Below are 26,712 nucleotides of genomic sequence, written 5' to 3' on the forward strand. Positions count from 1 at the left end.
CTGAACCGCCGAGGAGCTGGCCCGGTGCGCGCAGCACGGTGCCCACCGCGCCGCCGCCCGCGCCACAGCTACCCCAGAAGCCACCGGCGCAATCACCGAACCTCCCGACCGACGGCCTGTCCGACACACTCGGCGACACCGTGGGCACGGTCGGCGGCGCGGTGGGCACCGTGCTGCGCGCACCGGGCCAGATCCTCGGCGGTTCAGGTGGCTGAACCGGTACCGCCTGCGGCATTCGAGACACTGCCCTGTGCACGAGAGTTGTTTCGGGAACTGGACTCCGATGATCCGGTCGTCCACCTGATTCGAGGACGCTCCGGCACCGGCAAGTCGACCCTGCTCGCTGCGGTGCGGGCGCGGCTGCGTGAGCGCGGCGTCCCGGTATTCGATACGACGCGACGCACTGGCTTTCAGTCCGGCGCGGCCCTGGTGGTCGACAACCTCGACGCTCTCGGCCACGACGAGCTGGAAAAGCTGCGTGTCGCAATAGAATCCGGCGGCCAAACGGTGGTCGCCGCCGGCCGGCCCCGCCATCACGATCCCGAGTTGCGCGCGCTGTTCGAGGCGGCGCTGCGCCGCGGCCGGGTCGCGGAATTGCGGCCGCTCGGTGTCGCGGAGATCGCGCCGTTCGCCCGTGAACTGGGCATGTCGGTACCGCGCGCGGTGGCCGCGCATATCCACAAGCAGACCGACGGCATCCGCGGCGGCGTCGTCGCGGCGCTGTCCGCCGCCTGCACTGCCCGCCTCGACGCGAGCATCGCCGCTGTGGACGCCGCCGTCGATGGCTGGGCCAGAACAGTGCTGGCCGATATCGATCCCGCACTCCTCGACACCCTGGCCGTCGCCACCACCGGAAGTGGTTTGGACGCGGGGGAACTCACCGAGGTACTCGGTGTAGCGCCGGCCAAGGGCCGCGAATTGATCGACCGGGCCAGGGCCACCGCGTTGATCACCGATGCCGACCTGCTGCTCGCGCCCGCCGTCGAGCCGCTGCGCGCACTGCTCGGCGAGCGCCGTTTCCTGACCATTCAGCGCGATCTGCTCACCGCCCGCCTGAATGCCGGACTGCTGCGCGACCATACCGCGGTACTGCTCGCCGAATCCGGACTGCGCGACCGACGACTGGCCGATTTCCTCTGCACCGCCGCCGGAAACAGCGGCAACGAGGCGGTCCGCTACTACGCCGCCGCGGCGCGAGCCGGCGCCGATCGTGACGCCATCGCCGTCCTCTGGGCCGAGGCCGCAGCACTGGCCTGCGACTACGACACGGCCCTACGCCTCGCCGAGCCGCTACTCGCCCGCGACGACGTTCCTGTCGCGAACCTGGCAGCCGCCGTCCGGATCTGCGCCTCCGTCCTGACCCGCCGCGGCTTGACCGAACGCGCGGCACGCCTCTACGCCTGGCTCGGCCCGGACCGGGCCGGAGCCGAGTGGGCCGAGGGCGCTGCGGTCCTGTACCTCTCCGGTGACGCCGCCGCCGCGTCATCGATGGCCGCGAACGCTTCCCGATGGGCTCCGACGGAATCGAATGCCCCGATCCGCCTCGTCACCGATGCCCTCGGCCGCACCCTGCGGGGCCGCGAGAGCGAGACCGCGAACGCGATCTCCACCCTGGTCCGTGCCACCCACACCGATCCCATGCGCTTTGCGCCCTGCACCCCTACCGCCGCCGCGACCCTGCTGTGCCTGAGCACAGGGGACCCGGCACGCGCCGTGCAGACGCTGCGACGAGCTACCGGTGCGAGCCGCCAGTCGCCGGTGCTCTCGGCATGGGCGGCACTGGCGGGCGGCGACGAAACCGGCGCCACCACCATCCTCGCCGGGCTCGACTGGGCTGGTCTCGACATCCGTGATGCCCTCCTCGCTCACGCCGCCGCTGTCGGCCTGGCCCGCCGTGGTGGCGACCAAGCCGCGCTCACCCACGCCTGGCAGGCGGCCCAGCCGCTGCTCGACGAGGTGGAGGCCGATCTTCTCAGCCTGCTCCCGATCGGCGAATTGTGGCTCGCGAGCATCCGCCTCGACGACGAGCGGCGCACGACCGCGTTGGTCGACGCGGCCCGCGCGCTCCTCGAGCGGCTCGGCAACCCGCCGGCCTGGTCCAACCTGTTCCACTGGTACGGCGTGCAGGCCGCCATCGCCCGCGAACGCCCGGACGAACTGCTGCCGCATGCCCACGCACTCAAGGCCGCCGCCGAGGCAGGCGATCGGCACGCGGCCACCTTGGCCGACGCAGGCCGCACCTGGGTGCTGGTGTTGCGCGGCCAGGTGTGCGGCGTCCGGGTGGAATCGGCGGTGGCCGAACTGGGTGCGATCGGCCTGAGCTGGGATGCGGCCCGTTTGGCGGGTGAGGCCGCACTGGCCGCCTCCGATTCGGCCACAGCGACGGCACTGCTGAAGCTGGCCCGCACCGTGCGCGCCGACGCCAGGCCGTCGACGGTCAGCCCGGCCCCTCCCGGGCGCCGCGTCCCCGCCGCCGAGGCGAGCACCGACGAGCTGCTCAGTGACCGTGAGCGCGAGGTTGCCGAATTGGTGTTGCTCGGGCTGACCTATCGGGAGATCGGCGCCAGGCTCTACATCTCGGCCAAGACGGTGGAACATCACGTCGCCCGGATCCGGCGGCGGCTCGGCGCCGGATCACGCTCGGAGCTACTCGCGATGCTGCGAGCCATGGGTTACGGCTCGCTCCTGGTCTGAATCCCCTCGACCGTCCGGAAGACCGTTAACGGCGGACGCGCAGTTCCCGAAAGAGTAGTGGGGAGGCCGACGAAAATCGCAAAGCAGTCGAACTGTGACCGCACCTGCGCATAGTCTCGAACGGGGGTTCAGATGACAGCCGAGATCGCGAAGTACACCACACAACCGCAGCACAACGGTTCACCACCGGCCACCGACCTACCGGTCGCGAGGTTGCCGAACGGGACCGAAGCACCGGGCAGGACCACTGCCCACCCGCACGATCTGCCGACGCGACCCAGATCAGCAGAGCGGCGCACCGAGGTCGATCACGCGCACGATCTCCGGTTCGAATCCATGCCGCCGGCTCAGGCGATGTTCCGGGAGCTGAGCAGCAAGGACGCGCGACCATCGGTCTTCCTCATCCGCGGTCGAGCAGGCACCGGCAAATCCGCGCTCCTCGGTGCCGTGCGGGATCTGCTGACCTCGGCCGACGTCAAGGTCTTCGATGATCTCGGCACCCTCCCGAAGCGACTGCTCGCCGACACCGGACCCGAAACGGCCGGGCGCCGCGCGCTGCTCATCGATGACGCCCACCTGCTCACCGCCGACGACCTGCAGACGCTCGGTGCGATGGTGGCCAACCGGCGCCACACCATCGTCGTCGCGGCACAACAGCGGCCGCACGACGCCGACCTGCGCGGGCTCACCGACGCGCTGGTCCGGCACGGCCGGGTGATCGACCTGCGCACCCTCGGCGTACCGGAGCTGATGTCGTTCGCGCGTGAGCTCGGCCTTCTGGTTCCGCGTCCTCTCGCCGAATACATCCTGCTCAGGACCGGCGGTATCCGGTCGGGCATCGTCGTCGGTCTGCGCGCGGCCTGCTCGGCTCGCCGAGACGCCGCGGTCGCCGCGGTGGATCCCGCCGTCGCCGGATGGGCCCGCGGCCTGCTGGCCGACATGGATCCAGACTTGCTGGACACCCTGGTCGTCGCGGCCGCGGGCGCCGGATTGGACGCGAGTGAGCTGGCCGAGGTGTTCGATATCGACTTCGCCTCGGCGCAGGACCTGGTCGACCGAGCCAGGGCGAGCGCACTGGTGACCGACGCCGACCTTTTGCTAGCAGCCGCTGTCGAACCGCTGCGTGGACAGCTCGGCGCCCAGCGATTCGTCACGGTACAGCGGCGATTGCTCACCACCAGGCTCGATGCGGGCCTGCTGCGCGAAGACACCGCGGTGCTGTTCGCCGAATCCGGCGTGCGCGACCCGCGCCTGGCCGAATTCCTCACCGCAGCCGCCGAGCACGCGGGCGGCGAGGCGGTGCGCCTGTACGCCGCGGTCGCGGCGTACAGGGCCGACCCCGCCGATATCGCCGCCCGCAGAGCACGGGCCGCCCACCACGCGCATGCGGCCGAGGCCCCCGATCCGGCCCTGCCCGTGCTCCAGCCCGCCTACGAGCCACTGACCTCGCTGACCGAGCGTGAGCAGCAGGTCGCGGAACTGCTGCTGCTCGGCCTCACCTACCGCGAGATCGGGTCGCGGCTCTATATCTCAGCCAAGACCGTCGAGCATCATGTCTCCCGGATTCGGCGCCGGATCGGTGCCGGGTCTCGAACAGAGTTATTGTCGATGCTCAGCGCAATGGGACACGGTCCGTTACTGGGGTGGCCGTCGCGCGGACCGATCCGGATCGAGCAGGACGCCGAAGCGAGGACTTGAGGATGGCCACTGGGGTGGGCCTGCGTATCGCCGCCGACGAGTGCATCGCGGCGATCGTGACCAACGACGGCGAGCCGGAGTACATCGTCCGCGAGCCGATCCTGCACATGTCCGACGAGGGCGACGCCGAACTCGGCGGTACCGCGCCGGCCGGGCACACCCACACCATCGCCGGATTCGCCGACGCCGTCGGTGACCCGGCCGGGATCTCGGTCGACGACGGACCGGCCTACCGCGCCGAGGATCTCGTCGCCACGGCTCTGTTCTGCCTGATCAACCTGACCGCCGACCATCTCAACGGCGCCGCCGAGTTCTACGCGACCCATCCGGGCGACTGGCCGGAACAGCACGTCAGGGCGCTGCGTGATGCGCTGGACTACCTCGGTCTGCGTTCGGTTGTGCTGGTCAGCGAGGCCGAACTGCCCGAGGCGAGCGCACTACCCGCCGATGCGCACGCCGAGACACCCGGCCGAGTCTTCGCCTACGGCGCGGCCGCCACGGCGCTGACCGCGGTGCTGGCGACCCCGGCAGGGAACGCACCACCCGACCCCGCAACGGCCGAGAACTCGACCCTCGACACCGACATCATCCCCGCGGTCCCCGCACCCGAACCGCACGCCCAGGCCTATTCGGCCGCGATCCCGATCGCCGAGCCGCCCGCCACCGAGATGGCGACCGAGATGGCGGCCGTCGCCCCGGAAACCACGTCCACCACCGAAGCCGCCGCGAAACCCACGAAACCCACGAAACCCGCGGAACAGACGAACCGCAGCCGCACGCCCGTGCTCATCGCGGTGGCGGCGTTGTTCGGCCTGATCCTCGGCGGCATCGGCGTCGCGGTGCTCTTCCGCGAGGACGACAGCACACCCATCCCGCCGATGCGCGATGCCAAATCCGAACAGGCGACGGTGAGCCCCACCCCGCACGCGCCACCAGGGGGCCCCCTGCCGGTGGCGCCGCCGACGACCGTGGCACCGCCGGTCGCCGAGGAACCGCCCGTCACGGTGGCGCCAACCACCGAACCCGAGCCCGAGCCGGAACCGAGCACACCACCGCCGATGGAGCCGCCCTCGACCACCCAGGAACCGCCGACCAGCACCGGCACCACCCCGTCGACCAGCCCGAGCAGGCCGTCGACGAACACGGGTCCGTTCCGGCCCATGCCGCAGCTACCGCTGCCGCCCGCGCTGGAGATCCCCGGCGCCCGCCGATAATCAGACACGAGTAGCCACCGATGTGATGTGTGGCATAAAGTGATCCGCTGACCGGCCACAGCGGGATCCCGCGCACATCCGGTTCATTGCTCCACGTAGGCTGTGCGCCAACGGATTCTGCCCGTGGCCACGGATTACCTGGCACATCTGTGCCGACGAAGGGACTTCATGCGCAAGTCGGTGGCGCGTCGCGCCGCGGTCAAGGCTGCCATCGCCTCGACCGTTCTCCTGGGACCCATGCTCGGCACCAGCCCCGCCGTGGCCGAGGCCCCGCAGCTCAAACCCGGCGACCTACCGGCCGAGCTGGTGCAGGCCGTCTCGCGCGATCTGAAGATGACCCCAACCGAATACCTGGATCGTTCGGCCCGGGCGCAGCAGCTGAGCAGCTACGCGCGCGAGTTCCGCGCCGAACGCCCTGACGCGTTCGCCGGTGCCTGGATCGGCACCGACGGCAAGCCGACCGTCGCGGTGACCTCTCCCGACGCCGCCAAGATCGCCGCCGCCGACGGCTACCAGACCCGTCTCGCCCCGGTCTCCGCGGACAACCTGGAGACCTCGCTGACCCAGCTGAACCAGTGGATCAGCGGTCTGCCGAACGAGCTGTCGAGCGCGATCAACTCGGTGGCCATCGACTTCCTCAACAGCCAGCTCGTGCTCAGCGTGGCCAACACCCCGGTCGGCCACATGCTGAACCTGCCGACGTTGATCGCCAACATCAAGGTCATCCTGTCGCCCAACGGTGGCGGACCGGTCGAGCGTCGTCCGATGGGTGGCGACACCTACATCAGCGCGCCGGGTTCGCTGAAGGACACCGCGCTGCGCGGAGTCGATGTGTGCTCGTTCGGCTTCAACAGCGTCGACGCCGCGGGCAATGCGCTCAATATCAGTGCCGGGCATTGCGATCCGAACCTGGGCAAGAGCGACCAGTCCGCCGGCGTCTACATGCCCAATGTCCGCGATATTCCGGCCAGCCCCGAGCTCGGCACCTTCGTGCGCGCCAACCTCGGCGGGCAGAGCGGCCTCGACTACTCGGTGATCAAGCTGAACGATCGCGCCGTGCGGGCGGGTATGGATCAGCCGTCGGTGCGCGGCGCCAACGGCACCACCCTCACCATCACCGGCATCGCCGACCCGGTGATCGGTGCTCCGGTCTGCAAGTCCGGCCAGTCGTCCACGTTCACCTGCGGTTTCGTGGTGGCCGATCGGGTGGAAACGCAGCTGTTCACCGCCGACGGTGAATCCAAGACCGTGCGCGGCTTCGCCAGCACCGCCTGCACCCTCGGCGGCGACAGCGGCGGCGCGATCGTCTCCGGCACCCTCGCCCTCGGTATCACCAGCGGTTCCAATGCCGCCGAGGCGCCCAGCTGCGACGAAGCCAATATCGCCCTTGCCCAGTACGGCGGTACCGCGACCCTCGGCATCCCGATCCGCCCGATCCTCGCCGATATCAATGCCTCCGCGAGCGGCGGACTCGGCAGCGGGATCACGGTCCGCACCCGCCCGAACGCGGGCTGAGCCTTCCGAAGGACCAGCCGAAACCCGACCGAGCCGGGCCGCTCGTGCGCTGTGGAAATCAGCGCATGAGCGGCCCGGTTCGTGTTTCGGCGGCCGCGGTATTCGTGGCGATCGACAACGCCGTCGCCGCGAGATCGGTGGCGGCCTACAAAGCCTGCGCCGCACGCGGGGTCACACACCGTCTGATCTGTCCGGATTCGAGCAAACCGGTCGGCCGAACAAGTAGGCATCGCGAGCCGAACCCCATATAGTCTGGTCATGCTCCTGCCACGCATAGGTAAATTCCGGTCACACCGGACAGCTCCGCAACGGACTGGGATGCGGAAAGCCGCGATCGCCGCTTCGGCCGCGATCCTGCTGTTCGGCCCTACCGCGGCGGTGGCGTCAGCGCAGCCCGACGCCGAGCCGGGCCTGCCCGCCGAGCTGATCACCGCGGTTTCCCGCGATCTGAAGATTTCGGCGGATGAATACCTGCGTCGCGCCGATCTGGCGCAGCAGGTCGCCGCCTTCGCGACCACCGCGCAGCGGCAGTTCCCGCAGGTGTTCGGCGGTGCGTGGCTGGACGACGCGGGCAAGGCCGTCGTCGCACTCGCGCCGGGCTCCGGTCTCGACGAGGCCAGGACCGCCGCCGAATCGGCCGGTTTCGAGGTCCGCACAGTGGCCAAGAGCCAGTCCGCGCTGCGTGGCGAGAAGAGCGCGTTCGAGCGGTGGCTGGACGAGCAGCCCGAGCCGGTGGCCTCGCTGGTGCGCGGCGTCGTCATCGACACCGTCAACAACAGCATCGCGGTGCGGGTGGACAAGCCAGGCCTGCCGATGCCGAGCTTCGTCGACCCGGCCCGCGTCATCGTGATGGCCCCGCCGATCGCCGGTGAGGCGCTGCCATCGGCCGACCCGATCGCCGAGGTCACCGGCGCCTCGCTGGCCGGTGGTGACGGCTATGCCTCGGTCGCCGGACGTACCTCGCTGCGCTGCTCGTTCGGCTTCAACGGTGTCGATCGTGACGGCTCCACCGTCAACATCACCGCGGGCCACTGCAACCCGGACATCGATAGCGCGGGCGGCGGCAACGCGGCGTCGGTGCACGAACTGCTGCCCGGCGACAAGCTCGGCGGCAAGCTCGGCACCTTCAGCAAGTCGGTGCTCGGCAACCAGGACTACTCCATCGTCCGCATCGCCGACCAGGCCAGGGATCGCTTCGCCAACAACGCCGTTCGCGTGCCCGGCGCGGGCCCCGTCCTGGTCGACGGTGTCGCGACGCCCGTCGTCGGCGCGCCGGTCTGCAAGTCCGGCTCCCGTACCGGCTTCAGCTGTGGCGTGGTCAATGCTGTCGATCAGACCGTCCAGGTCGGTGACCGTCAGCTCACCCAGAGCTTCTCGGCCAATATCTGCGCTCTGCCCGGCGACAGCGGTGGCCCGATCGTGACCGGCCGTCTCGCACTCGGTATTTCGAGCGCGTCCTCCGTGGCCGACTTCCCGATCTGCGAGATCCCCAACCTGATCGGCGCCCTCACGGGTAACACCCCGCAGTTGTTCGCCCAGCCCGTCAGTGTCGTCCTCTCGGACAACCCGGGTCTTCGGGTTCGCACCAACTGAGCCGCGGGCGTTCAGCCCGAACGGTGACAAAGGCCGGCAGCATCACGCTGCCGGCCTTTGTGTTTGCGCAAACCCGCCTGAATCGCCCGGAGAGGCTCGCGAGAACGCCGGATGAACTCTGGGTTACCCCAGCGCTTCTCGAGCCGTAGGCGTCGCTCAGGCTGCCGGAAGCGCGATCTCGCTTGCGACAGGTCCGATCGGTGCCCGAAGCCCGGACCAGCCGCATCCGATATGGCCTGACATCCACAACCGCGTGACCCACAACCTCATCGCAGCGATGGTCGATACCTGGTTCCGCTCGACGAACGCGCGCAGCGGTACGTGAACAATCACATCCATCCCGAAACGCGAACCGGCCCGCCCCCTTTCGGGGACGGGCCGGTTGCTACGAGCGTGAACTACCGCGAGGTATTACTTCTGGCCCTTCATGTTCTCGTCGGTCCACTTGGTCGTGCCGGGCTCTGCCTGCAGAGTGTTGATCAGATCCATGCCGGTGATGGCCAGCGCAGGGCCACCCACCGCGACAGTGCCGAGGATGCCGCCGATACCCGCACCTGCGATCGCGGCCGGAATGCAGCCGACGCCGAGGAACGGCAGGCCGAGGATGCAGCCGATGACACCACCGGCGATCACGCCGACCGCGGTGCCGAGGAAGCCGCCGACCGCGGTAGCGATACCGAACTGGCTGGCGAACTCGTTCTGGGCGCGCTGGTTCTCGATGGGCGAGGCGACTTCCTTCACGGCGACGTTGACCGTGTTGACTTTGGCCTCAGCCGGAACCGCAGCCTGGTCGGGGGTCAGTTCGAGGACCTTGCCCTCGTCCTTGACCACCGGCTTCACCGGGACCGCGACGTCGGCGACGTCGAACGCGATCGGCAGCGAGACGACCGTGGCACCCTTGCCGTCCTTGATCAGGTAGACGTCGTCCTCTTTGACGTCCTTCGAGGACTTGGCCAGCTCGAATGTGCCGTTCTTGAGGGTGGTGACGACGGTCTTGTCGACCAGCTTGACGGAGTAGCTGATGGGCTGCGCCGCCTCGGCAGCGGGTTCAGCGTGGGCCGTGCCGAACCCCATGGCCATCGCGCCGGTCACCATCGCGGCAATCGCGCTGGACTTGCGGAGTTTCATTCAGTTTCCAATCCATCATCAGGTTGTCCGTGCGCTGTGAGCCTTCACGCGCGAGCCCATTCATTTCGGCCGGCAAGTCCGAAATCCCCTCCGAGCATTGCGAAGACACGCACACAGAACAGAACGCCGTGAGCCTAGTCGAACAAAAGTCCAGATGCGAGATTCGTTACGCATAGATGCGACCGCGAGTGGGTAAGCCTGTCCTTATTTCATGCAGGGTTACGCATGCCGTTTACGGTGTTGAACAGCCCAGCTTGCACATTGACCGAACAGTCTTGTGTGAGCTTGATCACAACACGATCCGCGGTCAACCCCCAGGAAGATGGGGCACCACCCGATCACGAATCGTACGCTGGACACCACAAGTTACCGGCGGGTAACTTACTGGCAGTTAGGATACGAGCCAACCCGAGGCACACCGCCTCGACAGCTCGTGTTGCCTCGAAAGAAAGGTCGCGACATGAATGCCCTGACAATCACGCTGGGCACGATTGGGGCGGCGCTCAGCCTCCTGTGTTGGGTGTCGTTCTTAGGCGGCGCCGGAAATATCGTGCGTACCGTCATGGTCGGCCAGTCCGCGCCGGATCGGTGGCGGCCGTTCTTTCCGCGCTTCAAGCAGATGATCGTGGAGTTCATCGCGCATACGCGCATGAACAAATTCCGCACCGTCGGCTGGGCGCACTGGCTGGTCATGATCGGCTTCTTGGCTGGCGCACAGTTCTGGTTCATGGCCTACGGCCAGACCTTCGAACCCACCTGGTCGTGGCCGCTGATCGGTGAAACCTGGTGGTTCCACCTTGGCGACGAGATCCTCGGCGTCGGCACCGTCGTCGGCATCGTGGCGCTGATGATCATCCGCCAGCTCAATCACCCGCGGCTGCCGGAGCGGCTGTCGCGTTTCAGCGGTTCGAAGTTCGGCCCCGCCTACTTCGTCGAGTGGGTCGTGCTCTCCGAGGGCATCGGCATGGTGCTGGTGAAGGCGGGCGTGCTGTCGCTGCACGGCCACTCCAGCTGGACCGACCCGGTCACCGGACAGATCGCCAAGGTGATCCCGGCCAATGTCACGCTGATCTCGATCTTCGCGTTCGTCAAGCTGATGTCCGGCATGGTCTGGCTGTTCGTGGTCGGCCGCAACATCACCTGGGGTGTGGCCTGGCACCGCTTCTCGGCTTTCCCGAACATCTACTTCAAGCGTGAAGACGATGGCGGCGTCGCTCTTGGTGCGGCCAAGCCGATGATGTCGAAGGGCAAGGCCCTTGACATGGAGAACGTCGACCCCGATACCGACACGTTGGGTGCCGGCCGGATCGAGGACTTCTCGTGGAAGGGTTGGCTGGACTTCACCACCTGCACCGAGTGTGGTCGCTGCCAATCGCAGTGCCCGGCCTGGAATACCGGTAAACCGCTCTCGCCCAAACTGTTGATCATGTCGCTGCGTGACCACGGTTATGCGAAGGCGCCGTACCTGTTGGCCGGTGGCCGCAAGGACATGGGTGGCGACGAGGTCGGTCTGGTCGATGCCGAGGGCACGCCGGACGAGGCCGCCCTGGCCAAGATCTCCGAGGCCGCCCGCGCAGAGGCCGAGCGTCCGCTGGTCGGTGCCGAGGATGTCAACGGCATCATCGACCCCGAGGTGCTGTGGAGCTGCACCACCTGCGGTGCGTGCGTCGAGCAGTGCCCGGTCGATATCGAGCACGTCGACCACATCATCGATATGCGCCGCTACCAGGTGCTCATCGAGTCGGAGTTCCCGTCCGAGCTCGCGGGTCTGTTCAAGAACCTGGAGAACAAGGGCAACCCGTGGGGTCAGAACGCCAAGGACCGGCTCAACTGGATCAACGAGCTCGACTTCGACATTCCGGTCTTCGGTAAGGACGCCGACAGCTTCGACGGCTACGACTACCTGTTCTGGGTCGGTTGTGCCGGCGCCTACGAAGACCGCGCCAAGAAGACCACCAAGGCCGTGGCCGAGCTGCTGGCCACCGCGGGCGTGAAGTTCATGGTGCTGGGTCAGGAAGAGACCTGCACCGGTGACTCGGCGCGTCGTGCGGGCAACGAGTTCCTGTTCCAGCAGCTGGCGCAGCAGAACATCGAGCTGCTCGACTCGGTCTTCGAGGGTGTCGAGCAGCGCAAGAAGAAGATCGTGGTCACCTGTGCGCACTGCTTCAACGCGCTCAACAACGAGTACCCGCAGGTTGGTGGCACCTATGAGGTGGTGCACCACACCCAGCTGCTGAACCGGCTGGTGCGGCAGAAGCAGCTGGTGCCGGTGGCGTCGGTGTCGCAGAACGTCACCTACCACGACCCCTGCTACCTCGGTCGCCACAACAAGGTCTACAACGCACCGCGTGAGTTGATGGAGGCCTCGGGCTCGAACCTGGTCGAGATGCCGCGCCACGGCGAACGTTCCATGTGCTGTGGTGCCGGTGGTGCCCGCATGTGGATGGAAGAACAGCTCGGCAAGCGCATCAATATCGACCGCGTGGACGAGGCGCTGACCACCAACCCGGCCAAGATCGCCACCGGCTGCCCGTTCTGCCGCGTCATGCTCACCGACGGTGTGACCGCACGTCAGGAAGACGGCAAGGGCGAGGGTGTCGAGGTCGTCGATGTCGCCCAGCTGATGCTCGATGCCATCGAGCGGGTCGAACCGGCCACGCTGACCGAGAAACTGACCGTCATCCAGGAACCCAAGGCCGAACCCGAGCCGGAACCCGAACCCGAGCCCGCACCGGTGGCCGAAGCCGCCACCGCGGCGGCGAAGGCCGCACCCACCGGTGGTGGCCTGGCCATGAAGGGCCCGGCCAAGGCGCCCGGCAAGGGACTCGGCATGAAGGGCGCCGCCAAGGCACCGGGCGCGAAGGCCGAGGCTGCTCCGGCCGCCGAAGCAGAAGCCGCGGCTCCGGCCCCGGCCAAGGGTCTTGGCATGAAGGGCGCCGCCAAGGCACCCGGCGGCAAGGGCCTGGCCATGAAGGGTGCGGCGAAGGCACCCGGCGCCAAGGCGGAGGCTCCCGCCGAGGCCGCCGCCGAGGCTCCCTCGGCACCGCCGGTCAAGGGTCTTGGCATGAAGGGCGCCGCCAAGGCACCCGGCGGCAAGGGCCTGGCCATGAAGGGTGCGGCGAAGGCACCCGGCGCGAAGGCTCCGGCTGCTCCCGATGCGGAAGCTGTGACCGAGACCGCCGAGCCGGGTACCGAAACGGCTTCGGCTCCCACCGAAACCAAGCCGACCGTCGCCGCCAAGGGCCTCGCCATGAAGTCGGGCTTCAAGCGTCCGGGACCGAAGGCACCCGGCGCCAAGGCAGCGGCGGCGGAATCGACGTCTGCCGCAACCGCGTCGGAAGAGACTTCCGCCCCGGCCACGGCCGAATCGGCTTCCGCACCTGCCGAGCGAGCCGCCACCGAATCGGCCTCGGCACCTGCCGAATCCATGCCGACTGTGGCTGCCAAGGGCCTCGCCATGAAGTCCGGGTTCAAGCGTCCGGGACCGAAGGCTCCCGGCGCCAAGGCACCCGCGGCGGACCCGGCTACGGCCGAGGGGGCTGCGGCCGAATCCGCTTCGGCTGCGGCGGAAACGGCGACGGCGACCACCGCAACGGAATCCGCCGAGGCACCGGCCCCCGCGAATGGCAATGGCGCACCGGATGCGCCGCTGCCCACCGCCAAGCCGGGCGGCCTCGGATTCAAGTCCGGTGCGAAGGCGCCGGGCAAGAAGAACTGAACAAACACATCTGAATAGGCATGATTCGACCCGGGTCCCGTACGGCGGCCCGGGTCGAGTCGTCTCAGCGACCCGCGAAATCCGCGGGCCGAGAGGGGAGCTGATGACCATGAGTACTGTTCTGATCACCGGTGGCACCGGAGCGCTCGGCAAGCTGATCGCCGAGCGTTTACGTTCGACCGATCACGAGATCCGAGTATTGTCCCGGCGGCCGGGCGCGGGCACGCACGTGGGCGACCTTCAGACCGGCGCTGGTGTCGCCGAAGCGGCGGCGGGCGCCGATCTGATCGTGCACGCCGCCACCGATTTCCGGGCCTCTGGCCGCCATGACCTACGGCAAACCGACAATCTGCTCGCGGCCGCTCGCGATGCCCGGCACCTGCTGTACGTGTCGATCGTCGGCATCAATCGAATTCCCCTCGCGTACTACCAGCGGAAACTGGACTGCGAACGATTGATCATCGACAGCGGCGTCCCGCACACCATCCTGCGTGCCACCCAGTTCCACGAACTCATCGCCTTCATCCTCGGCACCGTCGACCGCTGGCCAGTCGCACCCCTGCCCCTCGATTTCCGCTTCCAACCCGTCGCCGCCGCCGACGTCGCCACCAGGGTCACGGAGCTGATCGCAGGCGCCCCGCTCGGCCGCGCCCCCGACTTCGGCGGCCCCGAACTCTTCACCCTCGCCCAGCTCACCGACACCTGGCGCGCCGCGTACGGTCGCCCGCGCCACCCAATTCGGATCCCCATCCCAGGCCGCGCCGCACGTGCCTATCGCGCCGGCAGCAACACCTGCCCCGACCACCGCGACGGCAAACAAACCTGGGCCGAGTACCTCGCAGCACACCCCGCCACCGCCTACCGACTCCGCGGCTGAAACACCGCGAGTGGCACCTCACTGCGGCGCGCGAGATTCGTCTTCGGGATCGGTCAATCGCATCGCTCAGCGAGTCATGAACCCGCCGACAACATCCGCGTACTGCGCGGGGTGCGTCTCGTGTGGAATGTGCCCGGTGCCAGGCAATGTCCGCACCTCGGCTCCGTCGATAGCCTCGGCAACACGCGCGCTGATCGTTGCGAAGAACGGCGGACTCTGGTCGCCCTGAGTCAACAGGACCGGGAACCCGACCTCGCTCAGGGCGGCGAGGTCGATCTCGGCCCAGTGCGGATCATGTTGCTCGCCGGCAAAGGTATGGGCGTTGATGATCATCGACAACTGCTCATCGCTCGACATCAGCTCCCACGCGCCAGGACCGAGGGCGACGTTGTCGACGAAGGTGCGGGCCGCGGCTTTGAACTCACACCCGTCGATCAACCGCAATACGGTTCCGATGACACCACCGGCTGCGACGACCACCGGGTCATCCGGCGCGAGCGAAATCAACGGTGGCTCATGCACGCAGAGAGTGCGGAAGAGTTCCGGCCGCCTGGCGGCCAAACCTAACGCTATCGAAGCTCCGAACGAATTGCCCACCACGTTCGCCGGCGCGAGCTCGAGCACACCGATCAACTCCGCGAGATCATCTTCATCATCGCGGCGCGTCCCGGACCCGGAGCCTTCTGAACTGCCGGTGTGACCACGTCGGTCATAGCTGAATACCCGAAAGTTTCGCGCCAGATCTTGCTCGACGAGTTCCCATACGCGCCGGCTGTCCCAACTCCCGTGTACCAGCACAAGAGGATCACCGCTGCCCGATTCCTCGACGAGCAGCCGCACCCCATTGACCTCGACGAGGGCCATCGGCGAATTTTATCACTTCCGGGGATACAAAGCCCCTCTGAACAGCTGATTTACCCGCGAGCCTTGCGTTATGCGAGGTCTGCCGGGTGGCATTCGACCAGGCGGCGGCCTATTGGCTACCGGCGCCCTGCGGGGGGCATCCCGGGATGCGGCACCGGCACGGCCATGAAGTCAGCGTGCCAAAACCCGCCTGGCGGTTCGGGCGGGCAGGTGCGAGCGCGCCGCACGCCAACCTGATGGCATATGCCTTCAGTTTGACTCCGTGCGAGAATTGCGGATAACTTCTCTCATGGGTGCCCGGTTCGCGGGCGCTGCGGCGACGATGCACAGCCCTCGGGAGTATGGATGGATTTCGACTGGTCGGAGGCCGACTCGGCCTTTCGGGACGAGGTGCGGGGATTCCTGCGAGACAACCTGACGCCGGAGTTGCGGGCTGCCGGGCGCTTGGCAACGAGCGTTTATCCCGACCATGAGGCCAGCATGCGGTGGCAGCAGACTCTGCACGAGCGTGGCTGGGCCGCGCCGAGCTGGCCGGTGGAGCACGGCGGCTGCGATTGGACCCTGACCCAGCACTACATCTTCAACCGCGAACTGGCGTTGGCCGGTGCGCCGCCGCTGTCGCCGATGGGCATCCGAATGGTGGCGCCGGGCATCATCGCCTTCGGCACGCCGGAACAGAAGGACTTCTTTCTGTCCGGCATCCTCACCGGCGAGGTGTTCTTCTGCCAGGGCTACTCCGAACCCGAAGCCGGTTCCGACCTCGCGTCGCTGACCATGAGCGCCGTCGAGGACGGTGAGGACTTCATCTGCAATGGCAGCAAGATCTGGACAACCCACGCCACCGAGGCGAACTGGATCTTCTGCCTGGTCCGCACATCGCGCACCGGTAAGAAGCAGCAGGGCATCACCTTCCTGCTCATCGATATGACCACGCCGGGCATCGAGGTAAGGCCGCTGGTCATGACCTCGGGCGAGCAGGTGCAGAACCAGGTGTTCTTCGACAACGTCCGGGTCCCCAAGAGCAACGTGCTCGGCCGGGTCGATGAGGGGTGGTCGGTCGCCAAGTACGTGCTGGTGCACGAACGCGGCGGCGCGGCGGCTCCGGCATTGCAGGTCATGGCGCAGGATCTGGCCGAGGCAGCGGCCGAACAGCCTGGCCCGGACGGGGAGCCACTCATCGACGATCCCGGATTCGCCGCGCAGCTGGCCGATGCCCGCATCCGCGCCGATGTGCTCGAGATCCTCGAATACCGGACGATCTCGGCGTTGGCCCAGGGTCGAGACCCGGGCCCGGCCTCGTCCATGCTCAAGATCCTGGCCACCGAACTGAGCCAGCAGCTCACCGAACTGGCGCTGCTGGCGGCCGGGCCGCGCGGTCGCGCCTACCAGCCGCACGCCACCAAACCGGGTGGCCCGATCGCCGAGTTCACGCCACCGGCCGACGGCTATCACAGCGGTCCGCAGTGGCAGGCCGTCGCGCCGCTGCGCTATTTCAACGACCGCGCCGGTTCGATCTATGCCGGTAGCAATGAAATTCAGCGGAACATTCTCGCCAAGGCAGCATTGGGGCTCTGATGGACTTCTCACTCACCGATGAACAGCAGTTGCTGCGCGATTCCGTCGCGGGATTCCTCACCGCGCGATATGAGCTGGAGAAAAGTCGCAGCGCGGCCAAATCCGTTGCCGGCTGGCAGCCCGAGATCTGGCGCGGATTCGCAGACGAACTGGGCATTCTCGGCGCGACGCTGTCCGAACGGGTCGATGGCATGGGCGGCGGTCCGACCGAATTGATGGTCATTGCCGAGGAATTGGGTCACGCGCTGGTGGTGGAGCCGTTCGTGGACACCGTCGTGGTCGGCGGTGGGCTGCTGTCACGGTCCGGGGGCGAATCCGCCGATGCCGTGCTGCGCGAGATCGTCGCCGGGAGCGCGCGCACAGCCTTCGCGAGCCTGGAACCCTCGGCCGGAGAATCACCGCATGATGTGTCCCTCACCGCGCGCGAAGATGGCGACGAATGGGTGCTCGACGGCACCAAGATCGTGGTCACCAGCGCGCCACTGGCCACCCATCTGATCATCAGCGCCCGTACCGCAGGCGATCGACGCGACCGTGACGGCGTGTCGTTGTTCCTCACCGAATTCGATGCGCAGGCACCCATTGCGGGCATCGAGGTGCACAACTACCGCACGATCGATGACCGGTACGCCGCCGATCTGACCTTCACCGGTTTCCGCCTGCCAGCCTCGGCACTGCTCGGCGCCGAGGGCCAGGCCACAGCGATCATCGAAGCGACCCTCGAGGAAGCCATCGCCGCGGTTGCCGCCGAGGCGGTCGGACTCATGCGCAAGGTCGTCGCCGACACGGTCGAGTACAGCAAGCAACGTCAGCAGTTCGGCCAGCCGATCGGCGGGTTCCAAGTGTTGCAGCATCGCATGGTCGACATGTACATGGAACTCGAACAGGCCACTGCCGCCGCATATCTCGCTGCGTTTGCCTTATCGGCCTCGGCGGCCGAGCGAGCCCGCGCCATCTCGGCGGCCAAGGTCACCGTCGCCCGCACGGCCCGATTCATCGGCCAGCAGTCGGTGCAGCTGCACGGCGCGATGGGGATGACCGAGGAGCTGGCCATCGGCCACTACTTCAAACGACTCACCGCCATCGAGAACGAATTCGGTTCCAGCGCCTACCATCTGAACCGCTACGCCCGCCTGACCAGGCCGTGACCCGACCGCACTGCCCGGATTCCGCCACCGGGCAGTGCGGCATCCGCACCGTGGTCGAACCGGCGCAGACCTGACTGATTCCCGGTCAGCCCGGTGATGGCGCTCGAGGCTGCTGCGGCGCGGTAGTTTGGTGCGGTGAGCAACCGGGAGCGACTCGGCCGGGCATTGATCGACAAGGGTAAGCCGAACAGGCCACCGGGACCGATTCACCTGGCAATCACTATCGTCGCCGTTGTCGTGCTGGTATGCCTCTACTACGACTGGTGGCCGTCCCGCTACGGCTCCTTCGGCTGGGCTGATCCGCTGTTGTTCGGCGCTGCGGCCGCGCTCTGGCTGTTCATCTGCGGCGCGGTATGGGCGATCCGCACGCTGTATGTCGTCGGGCGGGGCCGGACATGGTCATGGTGGATCGCGGCAGCCCCGGCGATGATCCTCGCCGTTGCGGGCACAGTCGTACTTCTGCCGCGCCCGTCTTTCGACGACACCCGTCCGCAGTTCGAGCGGGTGGCGCTCGACTTGCTGGTGAGTTCGGAAACCTCACGCTCCCATCTCGACATCGGCCGGTTCGACATCAGCTATGTCAGGAAGGATCCCGACGGAGCCGTCTACTTCATCGACGGTGGCGGGCTCGGGCTCACGGTGAGCAGTGGATGGGCGTACTCACCGCACGGCACACCGGTTGGCTTCGATGATTTCACCGCAACCCACCTCGATGGCCCGTGGTACGAGTTCACCGCCGTGTGGCGCGATTGACGACTCCGACCAGGTGACGGTGCGTGCCGCGCAGGGCCTAGCCGCAGTCCTCGAATACCGCTTTTACGTATCCCGCTGACTGGTAGACGTAGTCATAAGCCCAGCGTGCGACGGAAAGTCGCGGCTTCGGGTCCACGAAGAGCAGTTCGCCCGCCCAACATTTGCCGAGGATGTAGCGGGCGCGGGAGATATGCGGGGTGAATGTCACCACGATGACGCGCGTCCACTGCTCCTCGCGCGCGCGTTGCGCCAGGTATCGCCCCTCGCCCCGGGTCGTGCGCGGCTCCGGATCGAAGCACTCCACCTCGAAGCTGTACCCGCCGTGACAGATCCGGTTGACCAGCGCACTGTGCTCATACGGATTCGACACCAGTACGCGCGGCGCATAACCGTCCCTGGCCAGTCGCAGCCCGAGTTCCTCACGCCCATCGTGGGCGCCGCCGAGAATCAGAATCGCATCGGCGGGCGCGGACTGTTCGGTCTGCGGTCCGACATAGACCGGCCACAGCGCGGCCGTGACGATCGCGAGCACCGCGCAGACGACGAGCACAGTCCCGCCGATCCGACGCATCGGCCGATCCTATCCACGCCGGGCGCCCGGGCGACCACCACGCCCGGCTCGCTCAATCGAGGAGCAACCCGGACATCGCGTCGCGCTTCTCGGTCAGTCGGTCGATCTCGGCTTGGAGCTCGCCCAGCTCGCGACGCAGTATCGCGTCCACCTCGGCGCACAGTTCGACGCTCGGTTCCTCGCCGTGCACGCACGGAAGCAGCGTACGAATGGTTTCGGTGTTCAACCCCGCATCGAGCAGTCCGCGAATCCGGCGCACGACCGTGACGGCGTCCGGGTCATAGTCCCGGTAGCCGTTCGGGTGGCGGGAGACATCGAGCAGCCCCTGCTGTTCGTAGTAGCGCAGCAGACGTGGCGATATTCCGGTCTGTTCGGCGAGTTCTCCGATGAGCATCAGCACTCCTCCTCGGCTCGAGGCTTGACCTTGACACCCATGTCAGGGCTTAGGTTCGCCTCCATGAGCGCATTTCCTTCAGTGACATTGATCGACGGACAGCCCGCCGACCCCGGCACACTCACGACGAACGCGTTCGCGGGGTTCGCACATTTCACCGCGATGCAGGTCCGCGATGGCGCTGTCCGCGGACTCGATCTGCACCTCGACCGATTGGTCGACGCGTCCCGGTCGCTGTTCAACGCCGAACTCTCACCCGAGCGAATCCTCGACGACCTGCGTACCGCGATCGCGGGCTCACCGCCCGACCTCTCGCTGTACCTCACGGTGTTCGACTCCAACGGGGAATTCACCAACGACTCCGCCGAGCCGTCGCTGCATACTCTCATCCGCACCGCGCCACCGGCGAACGGCCCGCAAGGCCCGCTCTCGCTCGCGATCTTCGAGCATGAACGGTTCATGCCCGAGATCAAGCATGTCGGTGAGGGCGCCAAGACCTACTACATGCGCCGCGCTCGTGCCGCGGGATTCGATGATGCGGCCTTCGTCGACCGGCAGGGACGCCTATCCGAAACATCGATCTGGAACCTTGCGTTCTGGGATGGGGACGCCGTCGTATGGCCGGAGGCGGCCGTGCTCACCGGCACCATGATGGGCACCGTTCGCCGTCAACTCGAGGTGGCAGGCGTGCCACAACGGACGCAGGTGGTACGGCCCGCCGACCTTGGCAAATACCGCGGCGCAGTCGTCCTGAACTCATGGACACCCGCGATCGCGGTACACCGGATCGGGGACACACCGCTCGACCGTTCGTCGGAGCTGGTCGAATTTCTGCACACCGCATACGAATCCGAACCTCCCGTGGCCATCGCCGGGTAATGGGCCGCCGGCCAGGCCCCATGGCATGGATGGCAGGCCATCCAGTGGTAAACCCGCAGGTCAGGTGAAGTTCCACTCCTTGTACATCTACTGTTGCCCGGACTCTTGCCTCGGTGTGGGGGTGTGGCCACCGTGGCGGCTTACCAATCGATCATGCGATGCACAGTCTTCGGAACCGGGTACCTGGGGGCCACGCACGCCGCGTGCATGGCCGAACTCGGGCATGACGTGATCGGGGTTGATGTCGATCCGGGCAAGGTCGCAAAGCTGTCCGACGGGGTGGTGCCGTTCTACGAGCCGGGGCTCGAGGCCGTGCTCCGCCGCAATCTGGACGCCGGACGCCTGCGCTTCACCACCTCCTATGCCGAAGCGGCCGCACATGCCGAGGTCCATTTCCTCGGTGTGGGCACGCCGCAGAAGAAGGGCGAGTACGCTGCCGACCTGAAGTACGTGCATGCCGTGATCGACTCGCTGGCGCCGATGCTGGAGCGGCCGTCGGTGATCGTCGGCAAATCGACGGTGCCGGTGGGCACCGCGGCCGAACTCGGCTCCCGCGCCAGGGCTCTGGCCTCCACTGATGTCGAAGTGGCATGGAATCCGGAGTTTCTGCGCGAAGGCTTTGCGGTGCAGGACACGCTGCGCCCGGACCGGCTGGTCCTCGGCGTCGACCGGGACCGTGCCGAATCTGCCTGGGTGGAGCAATTACTCCGCGGGGTCTACGCCGATCTGATCACCGCCGACATCCCGTTCCTGCTGACCGATCTGGCCACCGCGGAACTGGTCAAGGTCTCGGCGAACGCATTTCTGGCCACGAAGATCTCATTCATCAACGCCGTGTCGGAGGTCTGCGAGGCCACCGGAGCCGATGTCACCGTCCTCGCCGACGCGCTCGGCTACGACGCCCGGATCGGCCGCCGCTTTCTCAATGCCGGCCTCGGATTCGGCGGTGGTTGTCTTCCCAAGGACATCAGGGCATTCATGGCCCGCGCGGGTGAGCTGGGCGCCGACCATGCGCTGACCTTCCTTCGCGAGGTCGACAACATCAATATGCGCCGCCGCACCAAGATGGTCGATATGGCCACAAAGGCCTGCGGCGGATCGCTGCTCGGCGCCAATGTCGCGGTGCTCGGCGCCGCCTTCAAACCCGAATCCGATGACGTGCGCGATTCCCCGGCGTTGAACGTCGCGGGCATGATGCAACTACATGGGGCCGTTGTCACCGTGTACGACCCCAAGGCGCTGGAGAATTCGCGCCGGGTGTTCCCTACGCTGAACTACGCCACCTCGGTGGCCGAAGCCTGCGATCGCGCGGACGTGGTGCTCGTGCTCACCGAATGGTCCGAGTTCACCGCGCTGCGACCGCACGATCTGGATCCGGTGGTGCGGACCCGGTCCATCATCGACGGTCGCAACTGTCTCGAGCCGGCCACCTGGCGGGACGAAGGATGGGTGTACGCGGGGCTCGGCACACCGTAGAGTTGCCGTCGAGGCGGGGGCCATCGGATACGGCCAGCACTGCCGCGAACTCCGCAGATCTCGGTCGGTAGGGTTCGGGGTCGAGCCGTCGCCGCGTAGATGGTGCGAGCTCACATGTCGTGGAGCGGGAACGAGATGAGCAGCTGATGGGTTCGGTACTGGGAGTTGCCGTGGGGGCCTGCGCTGTTCGACTGGCGCGGCCGCACGCCGGGTTCCAGCACGAACACCTTTCCGCGCACTCCTTCGGTACGCAGACCCTCCCCGTCGGCGAACAGGACACGGCCGAACTGACCGCCGAGGTCATCGGGGTGACGCTCGAAGCGTCCGCCGATATCACCGCCACCGCGATCGCCTACCGCACCGACCAGCAGGCCCGCGCAATCCGCGCGGCCATGGCCAAACAGCAGATCACCAACTACGAGCTGGTTCCCGAACTCAACGCGATCGTCGAATTCGCCGAGACCAGCGGCGATATCGCCGATGTCTCCGCGCTCGTTGTCTACGACCTCGGCAGTTCCGGGCTCTCGGTGAGCATCGTCGATGTCGAGTCCAGGCAGGTCCGCCACACCGAACGCACCAGCGATATCAGTGGCGACTACATCGATTCGCTCATCCGCGAACAGCAGATCGCCTCCGGCCGGATCGCGCATCCGCACGATCATTCCGGGCTCGCGCAGCTCGACGCACTGTGCAGACAGGCCAAGGAGCAGCTGTCGAGCAATACCGCGGTGGCATTGCCGAGCGAGCAGGGCCTGGTACTGCTGGCGCAGGAGAACTTCGAATCGCTGATCATGCTCGCCGTGGAATCGTCGGCGCGGATGACCCGCGATGTGGTGATGCGTTCCGGTGTGCAGGTCAACGGGGTGCTGATGGTCGGCGGCGGCTCCCGGATTCCGCTGGTCGCCACGGTGTTGGAGCACTGGATGGGCCTGCCGGTCACCGTGCCTGCGGACCCGGAAACCGTGGCGGCCCGCGGTGCGGCGCTGCTGGCCCGGACCGTGCGCGCACCGCGCCCGGTCGCGGCCGCCCCACATTCCGCTCCGGCCGCCAGCTTCGATGACGACGACCTCGCGCCGTCGTGGTTGTCGGCTCCCACCACCCGCAGGCGCGGGCGGCGCGAGATCAGTGGTGCCGCGCTGACGGTCACCGCGCTGGCCGTGGTCGCGGCGATCGGTCTCGGGCTCGGTTACGGACCGCAGGTGCTCGAGCGGGATTCGCACACCAGCGAGGGCAATACCTCGCCACTGCCGACCACCCCGGCCCACGCCACCGCGGCCGATCCGCAGACCGCGGCGCCGACCACCACCGAGGCCGAGGAAGCGATCGCCGTGCCGCCACCGCAGCGGCAGTTGCCGGAGGAGCCTGAGACGACGACGGTCGGACCGAACACGATCGTGGTGGTTCCTGGGCTGCCGCCCATCATCGTTCCCACCATCCCACCGCTGTTCCCCCCTGCGCCGCCGCCCTGATATCAGACCTTCGCGTGCCGAGCCCTCCTGCTTACCTGCGGTGCGGGCTTTGCTGCCCCGAACGGACGGGCGAGCATGACCGCGATACCCGTGGTCAGCGGAACCGACAGCGCCAGCGCGATACCGCCGACCGCGGAGCGTGCGATCTCGATCGCGACGGCGTCACCGACCAGCACGTCTTGGATGGACCTGCCCGCGACGCTGAACAGCAACAGCAACGGCAGCGCGCCACCGGCATAGGCGAGCACCAGGGTGTAGACAGTGCTGGCGATGTGGTCGCGCCCGACGCGCATGGCGGCGGCGAAGATCTCCCGCCGGGACGCGCCTTCGTCGAGCGCCGCCAGTTCGAACGCGGCCGAAGCCTGGGTGATGGTGACATCGTTGAGCACACCGAGCGAACCGATGATGAACCCGGCCAGCAGCAGCCCGGTGATGCTGACGTGTTCGAGATAGGTGGCGACGTTGGTGTTCTGTTCCTCGGACAGTCCGGTCAGGTCGGTGACGCCGATGGTGAGCCACGACAGCACCGCCGCGAGCACCATCGATGTCAGTGTGCCGAGCAGGGCGGAGCTGGTCCGCAAATTCACCCCGTGGGCCAGATACAGCACCGCATACAAGATCAGCGATCCCGCGACCAGTGCGACCGGAATGGCAGGCTTTCCGTCCAGCAGGGCCGGGAGCATGAACACTACGAGCACGCCGAACGCGAATCCGAGACCGAGCAGTGCACGCAGGCCACGCCATCGGGCGACCACGATGATCACCACCACGAACGCCAGCGTGATCAGCGTCAATGGCAGGCCACGGGCGTAATCGTCGAACGAGTACAGTGGCGTGCCGTCGGGTGCGGTCTGGCGGACGATCCGGATGCTGTCGCCGGCCTGCAATTCGGGTTGTCCCGGTCCCGGCGCGATCTCGAGCAGCGTGTGGTTGCCCTCATGCGGCCCCGACTCGATCGCGATCAGGCTGCGCTGACAGGTGTAGGCGTTGGTGGCCGGCGGATCCGGCCGCTCGGCGAACACTTTGCCCAGCGATGGACTGCCACATGCCCCGATGTCCTGGAGAACCACCGTCCCCGCCTCGGTCTCCACCGCCCCACCACCCGCGTTCTGCATCGGCAGCGGAATATCAACCTTCTGCTCACTCGGCCACAACACGACCGTGGCGATCAACACGATGACCCCGATGACCGCGAGTAATCCGACAACGACCCGAGCAGCAGTCGCCCCGATAGCAATCGGCCCGGAGTGATCGTGGTGATGGTGATGATGGTCGCTCACGCGGCGAGCTTAATGGACGTCATTTTCAAGAGGCGCGCCAACAGCGGTCAGCCCGCCATGAATACGTCCGAGACGTCGGTCACAGGATACATCCGGGACCTCGCGGCGGCGACAACTGCCCAGATGCGCAAAGCCCGGCAACCAACCGCGAGATACGCGCGAAGACGACCACCGACCAAGCTTCTTCCCAACGCACCAACTGATCTCGCAAGATCCGGGTAACTCACCGGGAACGGGCTAACTCACCCGAAGAACACAACCGCCGGTCGCCAACGCAGATCACCCCACGCCTGAGCCTGGCCAAAAATCGCGGAGAGGCGGGAGGGCCGGCGGAGAGCAGGGGGATGTCTCCGCCGGCCGCAGGTCGGCGCCCAGGGGGGTAGGCAGCCTAACCCGAAAGCTGGATTGTCCAGGGGGGGTAGACAATCCAACCGGGCGCTCGAAAGCGCCGATGCCTACTGTACACAAAAGAAGTTGTTTTGCGCTAGTAAGTCTTCAAAAACCCATAGAACCCCAACACAAGGTTGGTTTTCGCCGGTGGAACCGGGGGCAGGTCGGGTTGAACCCGCGCTACTGGCGGTAGCTGGACAGGAAGTTGCCGAACCGCTCGATCGCGACGGCCAGGTCACGCGCCCACGGCAGGGTCACGATCCGCAGGTGATCGTGCGCCGGCCAGTTGAAGCCGGTGCCCTGCACCATCAGGATCTTCTCCTGCAACAGCAGGTCGAGGATGAGCTTGGCGTCGTCGTAGATCTCGTGCACATTCGGGTCAAGCCGCGGGAACGCGTACAGCGCGCCCTTGGGCTTGACGCAGGAAACGCCGGGGATCATGTTCAGCCGCTCCCAGGCCACATCGCGCTGCTCCAGCAGCCTGCCGCCGGGCAGGATCAGGTCCTCGATGCTCTGATGTCCACCGAGCGCCACCTGGATGGCGTGCTGAGCAGGCACATTCGGGCACAACCGCGACGAGGCCAGCAGATCGATACCCTCGATGAATCCGGCCGCATGTTCCTTCGGGCCGGTGATCGCCAGCCAACCGGACCGGTACCCCGCCACCCGGTAGGCCTTGGACAGACCGTTGAAGGTCAGGCACAGCAGGTCGGGAGCGAGGGTCGCCAACGAGATGTGCTTGGCGTCGTCATAGAGGATCTTGTCGTAGATCTCATCGGCCAACAGCAACAGCTGATGCTTGCGGGCCAGGTCGACCAGCTGCTGCAACACCTCGGTGGAGTACACCGCCCCTGTCGGGTTGTTCGGGTTGATGACCAGCAGCGCCTTGGTCTTATCGGTGATTTTCGACTCGATATCGGCCACATCGGGCTGCCAGCCATTGGACTCGTCGCACAGATAGTGCACCGGAGTGCCGCCGGCCAGGCTGGTCATCGCGGTCCACAGCGGATAGTCCGGAGCGGGGATGAGCACTTCGTCGCCGTTGTTCAGCAACGCCTGCATGGTGATGGTGATCAGCTCGGAGACGCCGTTGCCCAGGTAGACACTGTCCACATCGAGCTCGGGGAAGCCGGGCACCAGCTCGTATCGGGTCACGATCGCGCGCCGGGCCGACAGGATGCCCTTGGACTCGGAGTACCCCTGGGCATACGGCAGCGCCGCGATGATGTCGCGCATGATCACATCGGGGGCCTCGAACCCGAAAGGGGCCGGGTTGCCGATATTGAGCTTGAGGATGCGGTGACCCTCGCCCTCCAGCCGTGCCGCATGCGCGAGTACCGGTCCACGGATTTCGTAGACGACGTCCTGCAGCTTGGTGGATTGCTCCAGAACGCGCGGCGGGCGATGCGGATGATGACCAGTACTCACCGCTCCATGGTGCCATCCTCGGCAATCCGATCTCCGTCTCCCCGCACT

At 67.1% G+C, this 26,712-nt stretch carries 19 protein-coding genes and 1 pseudogene; 14 read left to right on the top strand and 6 right to left on the bottom strand.

The genetic code is table 11. The features are described 5' to 3' along the window. The 6 genes and pseudogenes from GV792_RS25590 to GV792_RS25615 all read left to right on the top strand — a co-directional run. Positions 1-215 (top strand): annotated as a pseudogene (locus tag GV792_RS25590) (hypothetical protein); the annotation flags it as partial. Then, positions 208-2,694, top strand: coding sequence for a LuxR C-terminal-related transcriptional regulator (locus tag GV792_RS25595; RefSeq protein ID WP_163827261.1), 2,487 nt, complete (start codon positions 208-210; stop codon positions 2,692-2,694). The pseudogene GV792_RS25590 and the gene GV792_RS25595, both read left to right, overlap by 8 nt. Positions 2,695-2,826: 132 nt before the next feature. Then, positions 2,827-4,392 (top strand): helix-turn-helix transcriptional regulator, encoded by a 1,566-nt coding sequence (locus GV792_RS25600; protein ID WP_163827263.1) that lies wholly within the window; start codon positions 2,827-2,829, stop codon positions 4,390-4,392. A gap of 2 nt (positions 4,393-4,394) precedes the next feature. Next, on the top strand, positions 4,395-5,606 hold the full coding sequence (locus GV792_RS25605) for a hypothetical protein (RefSeq protein ID WP_256668394.1): 1,212 nt from the start codon (positions 4,395-4,397) through the stop codon (positions 5,604-5,606). Positions 5,607-5,774: 168 nt separating this feature from the next. After that, positions 5,775-7,121, top strand: a complete 1,347-nt coding sequence (locus GV792_RS25610) for a S1 family peptidase (protein WP_163827352.1) — start codon at positions 5,775-5,777, stop codon at positions 7,119-7,121. 318 nt (positions 7,122-7,439) lie between these two features. Continuing rightward, the gene (locus tag GV792_RS25615; protein WP_163827268.1) at positions 7,440-8,714 is read left to right on the top strand and encodes a S1 family peptidase; all 1,275 of its coding nucleotides are present in this window, start codon (positions 7,440-7,442) and stop codon (positions 8,712-8,714) included. 411 nt (positions 8,715-9,125) lie between these two features. Here the strand turns inward: GV792_RS25615 and GV792_RS25620 are convergent, their stop codons facing one another. Next, positions 9,126-9,842, bottom strand: coding sequence for a hypothetical protein (locus GV792_RS25620; protein WP_163827270.1), 717 nt, complete (start codon positions 9,840-9,842; stop codon positions 9,126-9,128). A gap of 460 nt (positions 9,843-10,302) precedes the next feature. Here GV792_RS25620 and GV792_RS25625 point away from each other — a divergent pair, with 460 nt between their 5' ends. Together GV792_RS25625 and GV792_RS25630 are read left to right on the top strand one after the other, a co-directional pair. After that, on the top strand, positions 10,303-13,560 hold the full coding sequence (locus GV792_RS25625) for a (Fe-S)-binding protein (RefSeq protein WP_163827272.1): 3,258 nt from the start codon (positions 10,303-10,305) through the stop codon (positions 13,558-13,560). Between the two features lie 109 nt (positions 13,561-13,669). Next, positions 13,670-14,437 (top strand): SDR family oxidoreductase, encoded by a 768-nt coding sequence (locus GV792_RS25630; protein ID WP_163827274.1) that lies wholly within the window; start codon positions 13,670-13,672, stop codon positions 14,435-14,437. A gap of 66 nt (positions 14,438-14,503) precedes the next feature. Here GV792_RS25630 and GV792_RS25635 read toward each other — a convergent pair whose 3' ends face one another. Continuing rightward, entirely contained in the window at positions 14,504-15,301 is a 798-nt protein-coding gene (locus GV792_RS25635; RefSeq protein WP_163827275.1) for an alpha/beta fold hydrolase, read from the bottom strand. A gap of 345 nt (positions 15,302-15,646) precedes the next feature. On the opposite strand from GV792_RS25635, the gene GV792_RS25640 reads away from it, so the two are divergent. From GV792_RS25640 to GV792_RS25650, 3 genes are all read left to right on the top strand, one after another. After that, positions 15,647-16,876: an acyl-CoA dehydrogenase family protein gene (locus GV792_RS25640; protein ID WP_163827278.1), complete on the top strand. Its 1,230-nt coding sequence runs from the start codon at positions 15,647-15,649 to the stop codon at positions 16,874-16,876. Beyond that, positions 16,876-18,024 carry an acyl-CoA dehydrogenase family protein gene (locus GV792_RS25645; protein ID WP_163827280.1) on the top strand — a complete coding sequence of 383 codons (1,149 nt, stop codon included), beginning with the start codon at positions 16,876-16,878 and terminating at the stop codon, positions 18,022-18,024. The genes GV792_RS25640 and GV792_RS25645 overlap by 1 nt, the downstream gene beginning before the upstream one ends. Before the next feature lie 135 nt (positions 18,025-18,159). After that, a complete protein-coding gene (locus tag GV792_RS25650; protein ID WP_163827282.1) occupies positions 18,160-18,777 on the top strand; it encodes a DUF1109 domain-containing protein in 618 nt (205 codons plus the stop codon). A gap of 37 nt (positions 18,778-18,814) precedes the next feature. Here GV792_RS25650 and GV792_RS25655 read toward each other — a convergent pair whose 3' ends face one another. Beyond that, complete coding sequence (locus tag GV792_RS25655; protein ID WP_163827284.1) at positions 18,815-19,348, bottom strand: YdcF family protein; 534 nt, start codon at positions 19,346-19,348, stop codon at positions 18,815-18,817. Positions 19,349-19,400: 52 nt separating this feature from the next. Continuing rightward, entirely contained in the window at positions 19,401-19,742 is a 342-nt protein-coding gene (locus tag GV792_RS25660; RefSeq protein ID WP_163827286.1) for a MerR family transcriptional regulator, read from the bottom strand. A 63-nt stretch (positions 19,743-19,805) separates the two neighbouring features. Between GV792_RS25660 and GV792_RS25665 the strand changes: the two genes are divergently transcribed. The 3 genes from GV792_RS25665 to GV792_RS25675 all read left to right on the top strand — a co-directional run bounded on the left by GV792_RS25665 (position 19,806) and on the right by GV792_RS25675 (position 23,566). Further along, positions 19,806-20,621 carry an aminotransferase class IV family protein gene (locus GV792_RS25665; RefSeq protein WP_163827288.1) on the top strand — a complete coding sequence of 272 codons (816 nt, stop codon included), beginning with the start codon at positions 19,806-19,808 and terminating at the stop codon, positions 20,619-20,621. A gap of 153 nt (positions 20,622-20,774) precedes the next feature. Continuing rightward, entirely contained in the window at positions 20,775-22,097 is a 1,323-nt protein-coding gene (locus tag GV792_RS25670) for a UDP-glucose dehydrogenase family protein (protein WP_163827290.1), read from the top strand. 146 nt (positions 22,098-22,243) lie between these two features. After that, on the top strand, positions 22,244-23,566 hold the full coding sequence (locus GV792_RS25675) for an Hsp70 family protein (RefSeq protein WP_175583209.1): 1,323 nt from the start codon (positions 22,244-22,246) through the stop codon (positions 23,564-23,566). Between the two features lie 2 nt (positions 23,567-23,568). On the opposite strand, the gene GV792_RS25680 is transcribed toward GV792_RS25675, so the two are convergent. Next, entirely contained in the window at positions 23,569-24,846 is a 1,278-nt protein-coding gene (locus GV792_RS25680) for a YibE/F family protein (RefSeq protein WP_163827292.1), read from the bottom strand. A 570-nt stretch (positions 24,847-25,416) separates the two neighbouring features. Further along, a complete protein-coding gene (locus tag GV792_RS25685) occupies positions 25,417-26,664 on the bottom strand; it encodes a pyridoxal phosphate-dependent aminotransferase (protein WP_163827295.1) in 1,248 nt (415 codons plus the stop codon). Positions 26,665-26,712 lie beyond the last annotated feature (48 nt).

The organism is Nocardia cyriacigeorgica, from assembly GCF_010868145.1.
Taxonomy (GTDB): domain Bacteria; phylum Actinomycetota; class Actinomycetes; order Mycobacteriales; family Mycobacteriaceae; genus Nocardia; species Nocardia cyriacigeorgica_D.

Excerpts from the sequence above, each read along its gene's own strand:
- GV792_RS25600 (WP_163827263.1), top strand. The coding sequence starts at position 2,827 with ATGACAGCCGAGATCGCGAAGTACACCACACAACCGCAGCACAACGGT.
- GV792_RS25605 (WP_256668394.1), top strand. The coding sequence starts at position 4,395 with ATGGCCACTGGGGTGGGCCTGCGTATCGCCGCCGACGAGTGCATCGCG.
- GV792_RS25610 (WP_163827352.1), top strand. The coding sequence starts at position 5,775 with ATGCGCAAGTCGGTGGCGCGTCGCGCCGCGGTCAAGGCTGCCATCGCC.
- GV792_RS25615 (WP_163827268.1), top strand. The coding sequence starts at position 7,440 with ATGCGGAAAGCCGCGATCGCCGCTTCGGCCGCGATCCTGCTGTTCGGC.
- GV792_RS25620 (WP_163827270.1), bottom strand. The coding sequence starts at position 9,842 with ATGAAACTCCGCAAGTCCAGCGCGATTGCCGCGATGGTGACCGGCGCG.
- GV792_RS25625 (WP_163827272.1), top strand. The coding sequence starts at position 10,303 with ATGAATGCCCTGACAATCACGCTGGGCACGATTGGGGCGGCGCTCAGC.
- GV792_RS25630 (WP_163827274.1), top strand. The coding sequence starts at position 13,670 with ATGAGTACTGTTCTGATCACCGGTGGCACCGGAGCGCTCGGCAAGCTG.
- GV792_RS25635 (WP_163827275.1), bottom strand. The coding sequence starts at position 15,301 with ATGGCCCTCGTCGAGGTCAATGGGGTGCGGCTGCTCGTCGAGGAATCG.
- GV792_RS25640 (WP_163827278.1), top strand. The coding sequence starts at position 15,647 with ATGGATTTCGACTGGTCGGAGGCCGACTCGGCCTTTCGGGACGAGGTG.
- GV792_RS25645 (WP_163827280.1), top strand. The coding sequence starts at position 16,876 with ATGGACTTCTCACTCACCGATGAACAGCAGTTGCTGCGCGATTCCGTC.
- GV792_RS25655 (WP_163827284.1), bottom strand. The coding sequence starts at position 19,348 with ATGCGTCGGATCGGCGGGACTGTGCTCGTCGTCTGCGCGGTGCTCGCG.
- GV792_RS25660 (WP_163827286.1), bottom strand. The coding sequence starts at position 19,742 with ATGCTCATCGGAGAACTCGCCGAACAGACCGGAATATCGCCACGTCTG.
- GV792_RS25665 (WP_163827288.1), top strand. The coding sequence starts at position 19,806 with ATGAGCGCATTTCCTTCAGTGACATTGATCGACGGACAGCCCGCCGAC.
- GV792_RS25670 (WP_163827290.1), top strand. The coding sequence starts at position 20,775 with ATGCGATGCACAGTCTTCGGAACCGGGTACCTGGGGGCCACGCACGCC.
- GV792_RS25675 (WP_175583209.1), top strand. The coding sequence starts at position 22,244 with ATGGGTTCGGTACTGGGAGTTGCCGTGGGGGCCTGCGCTGTTCGACTG.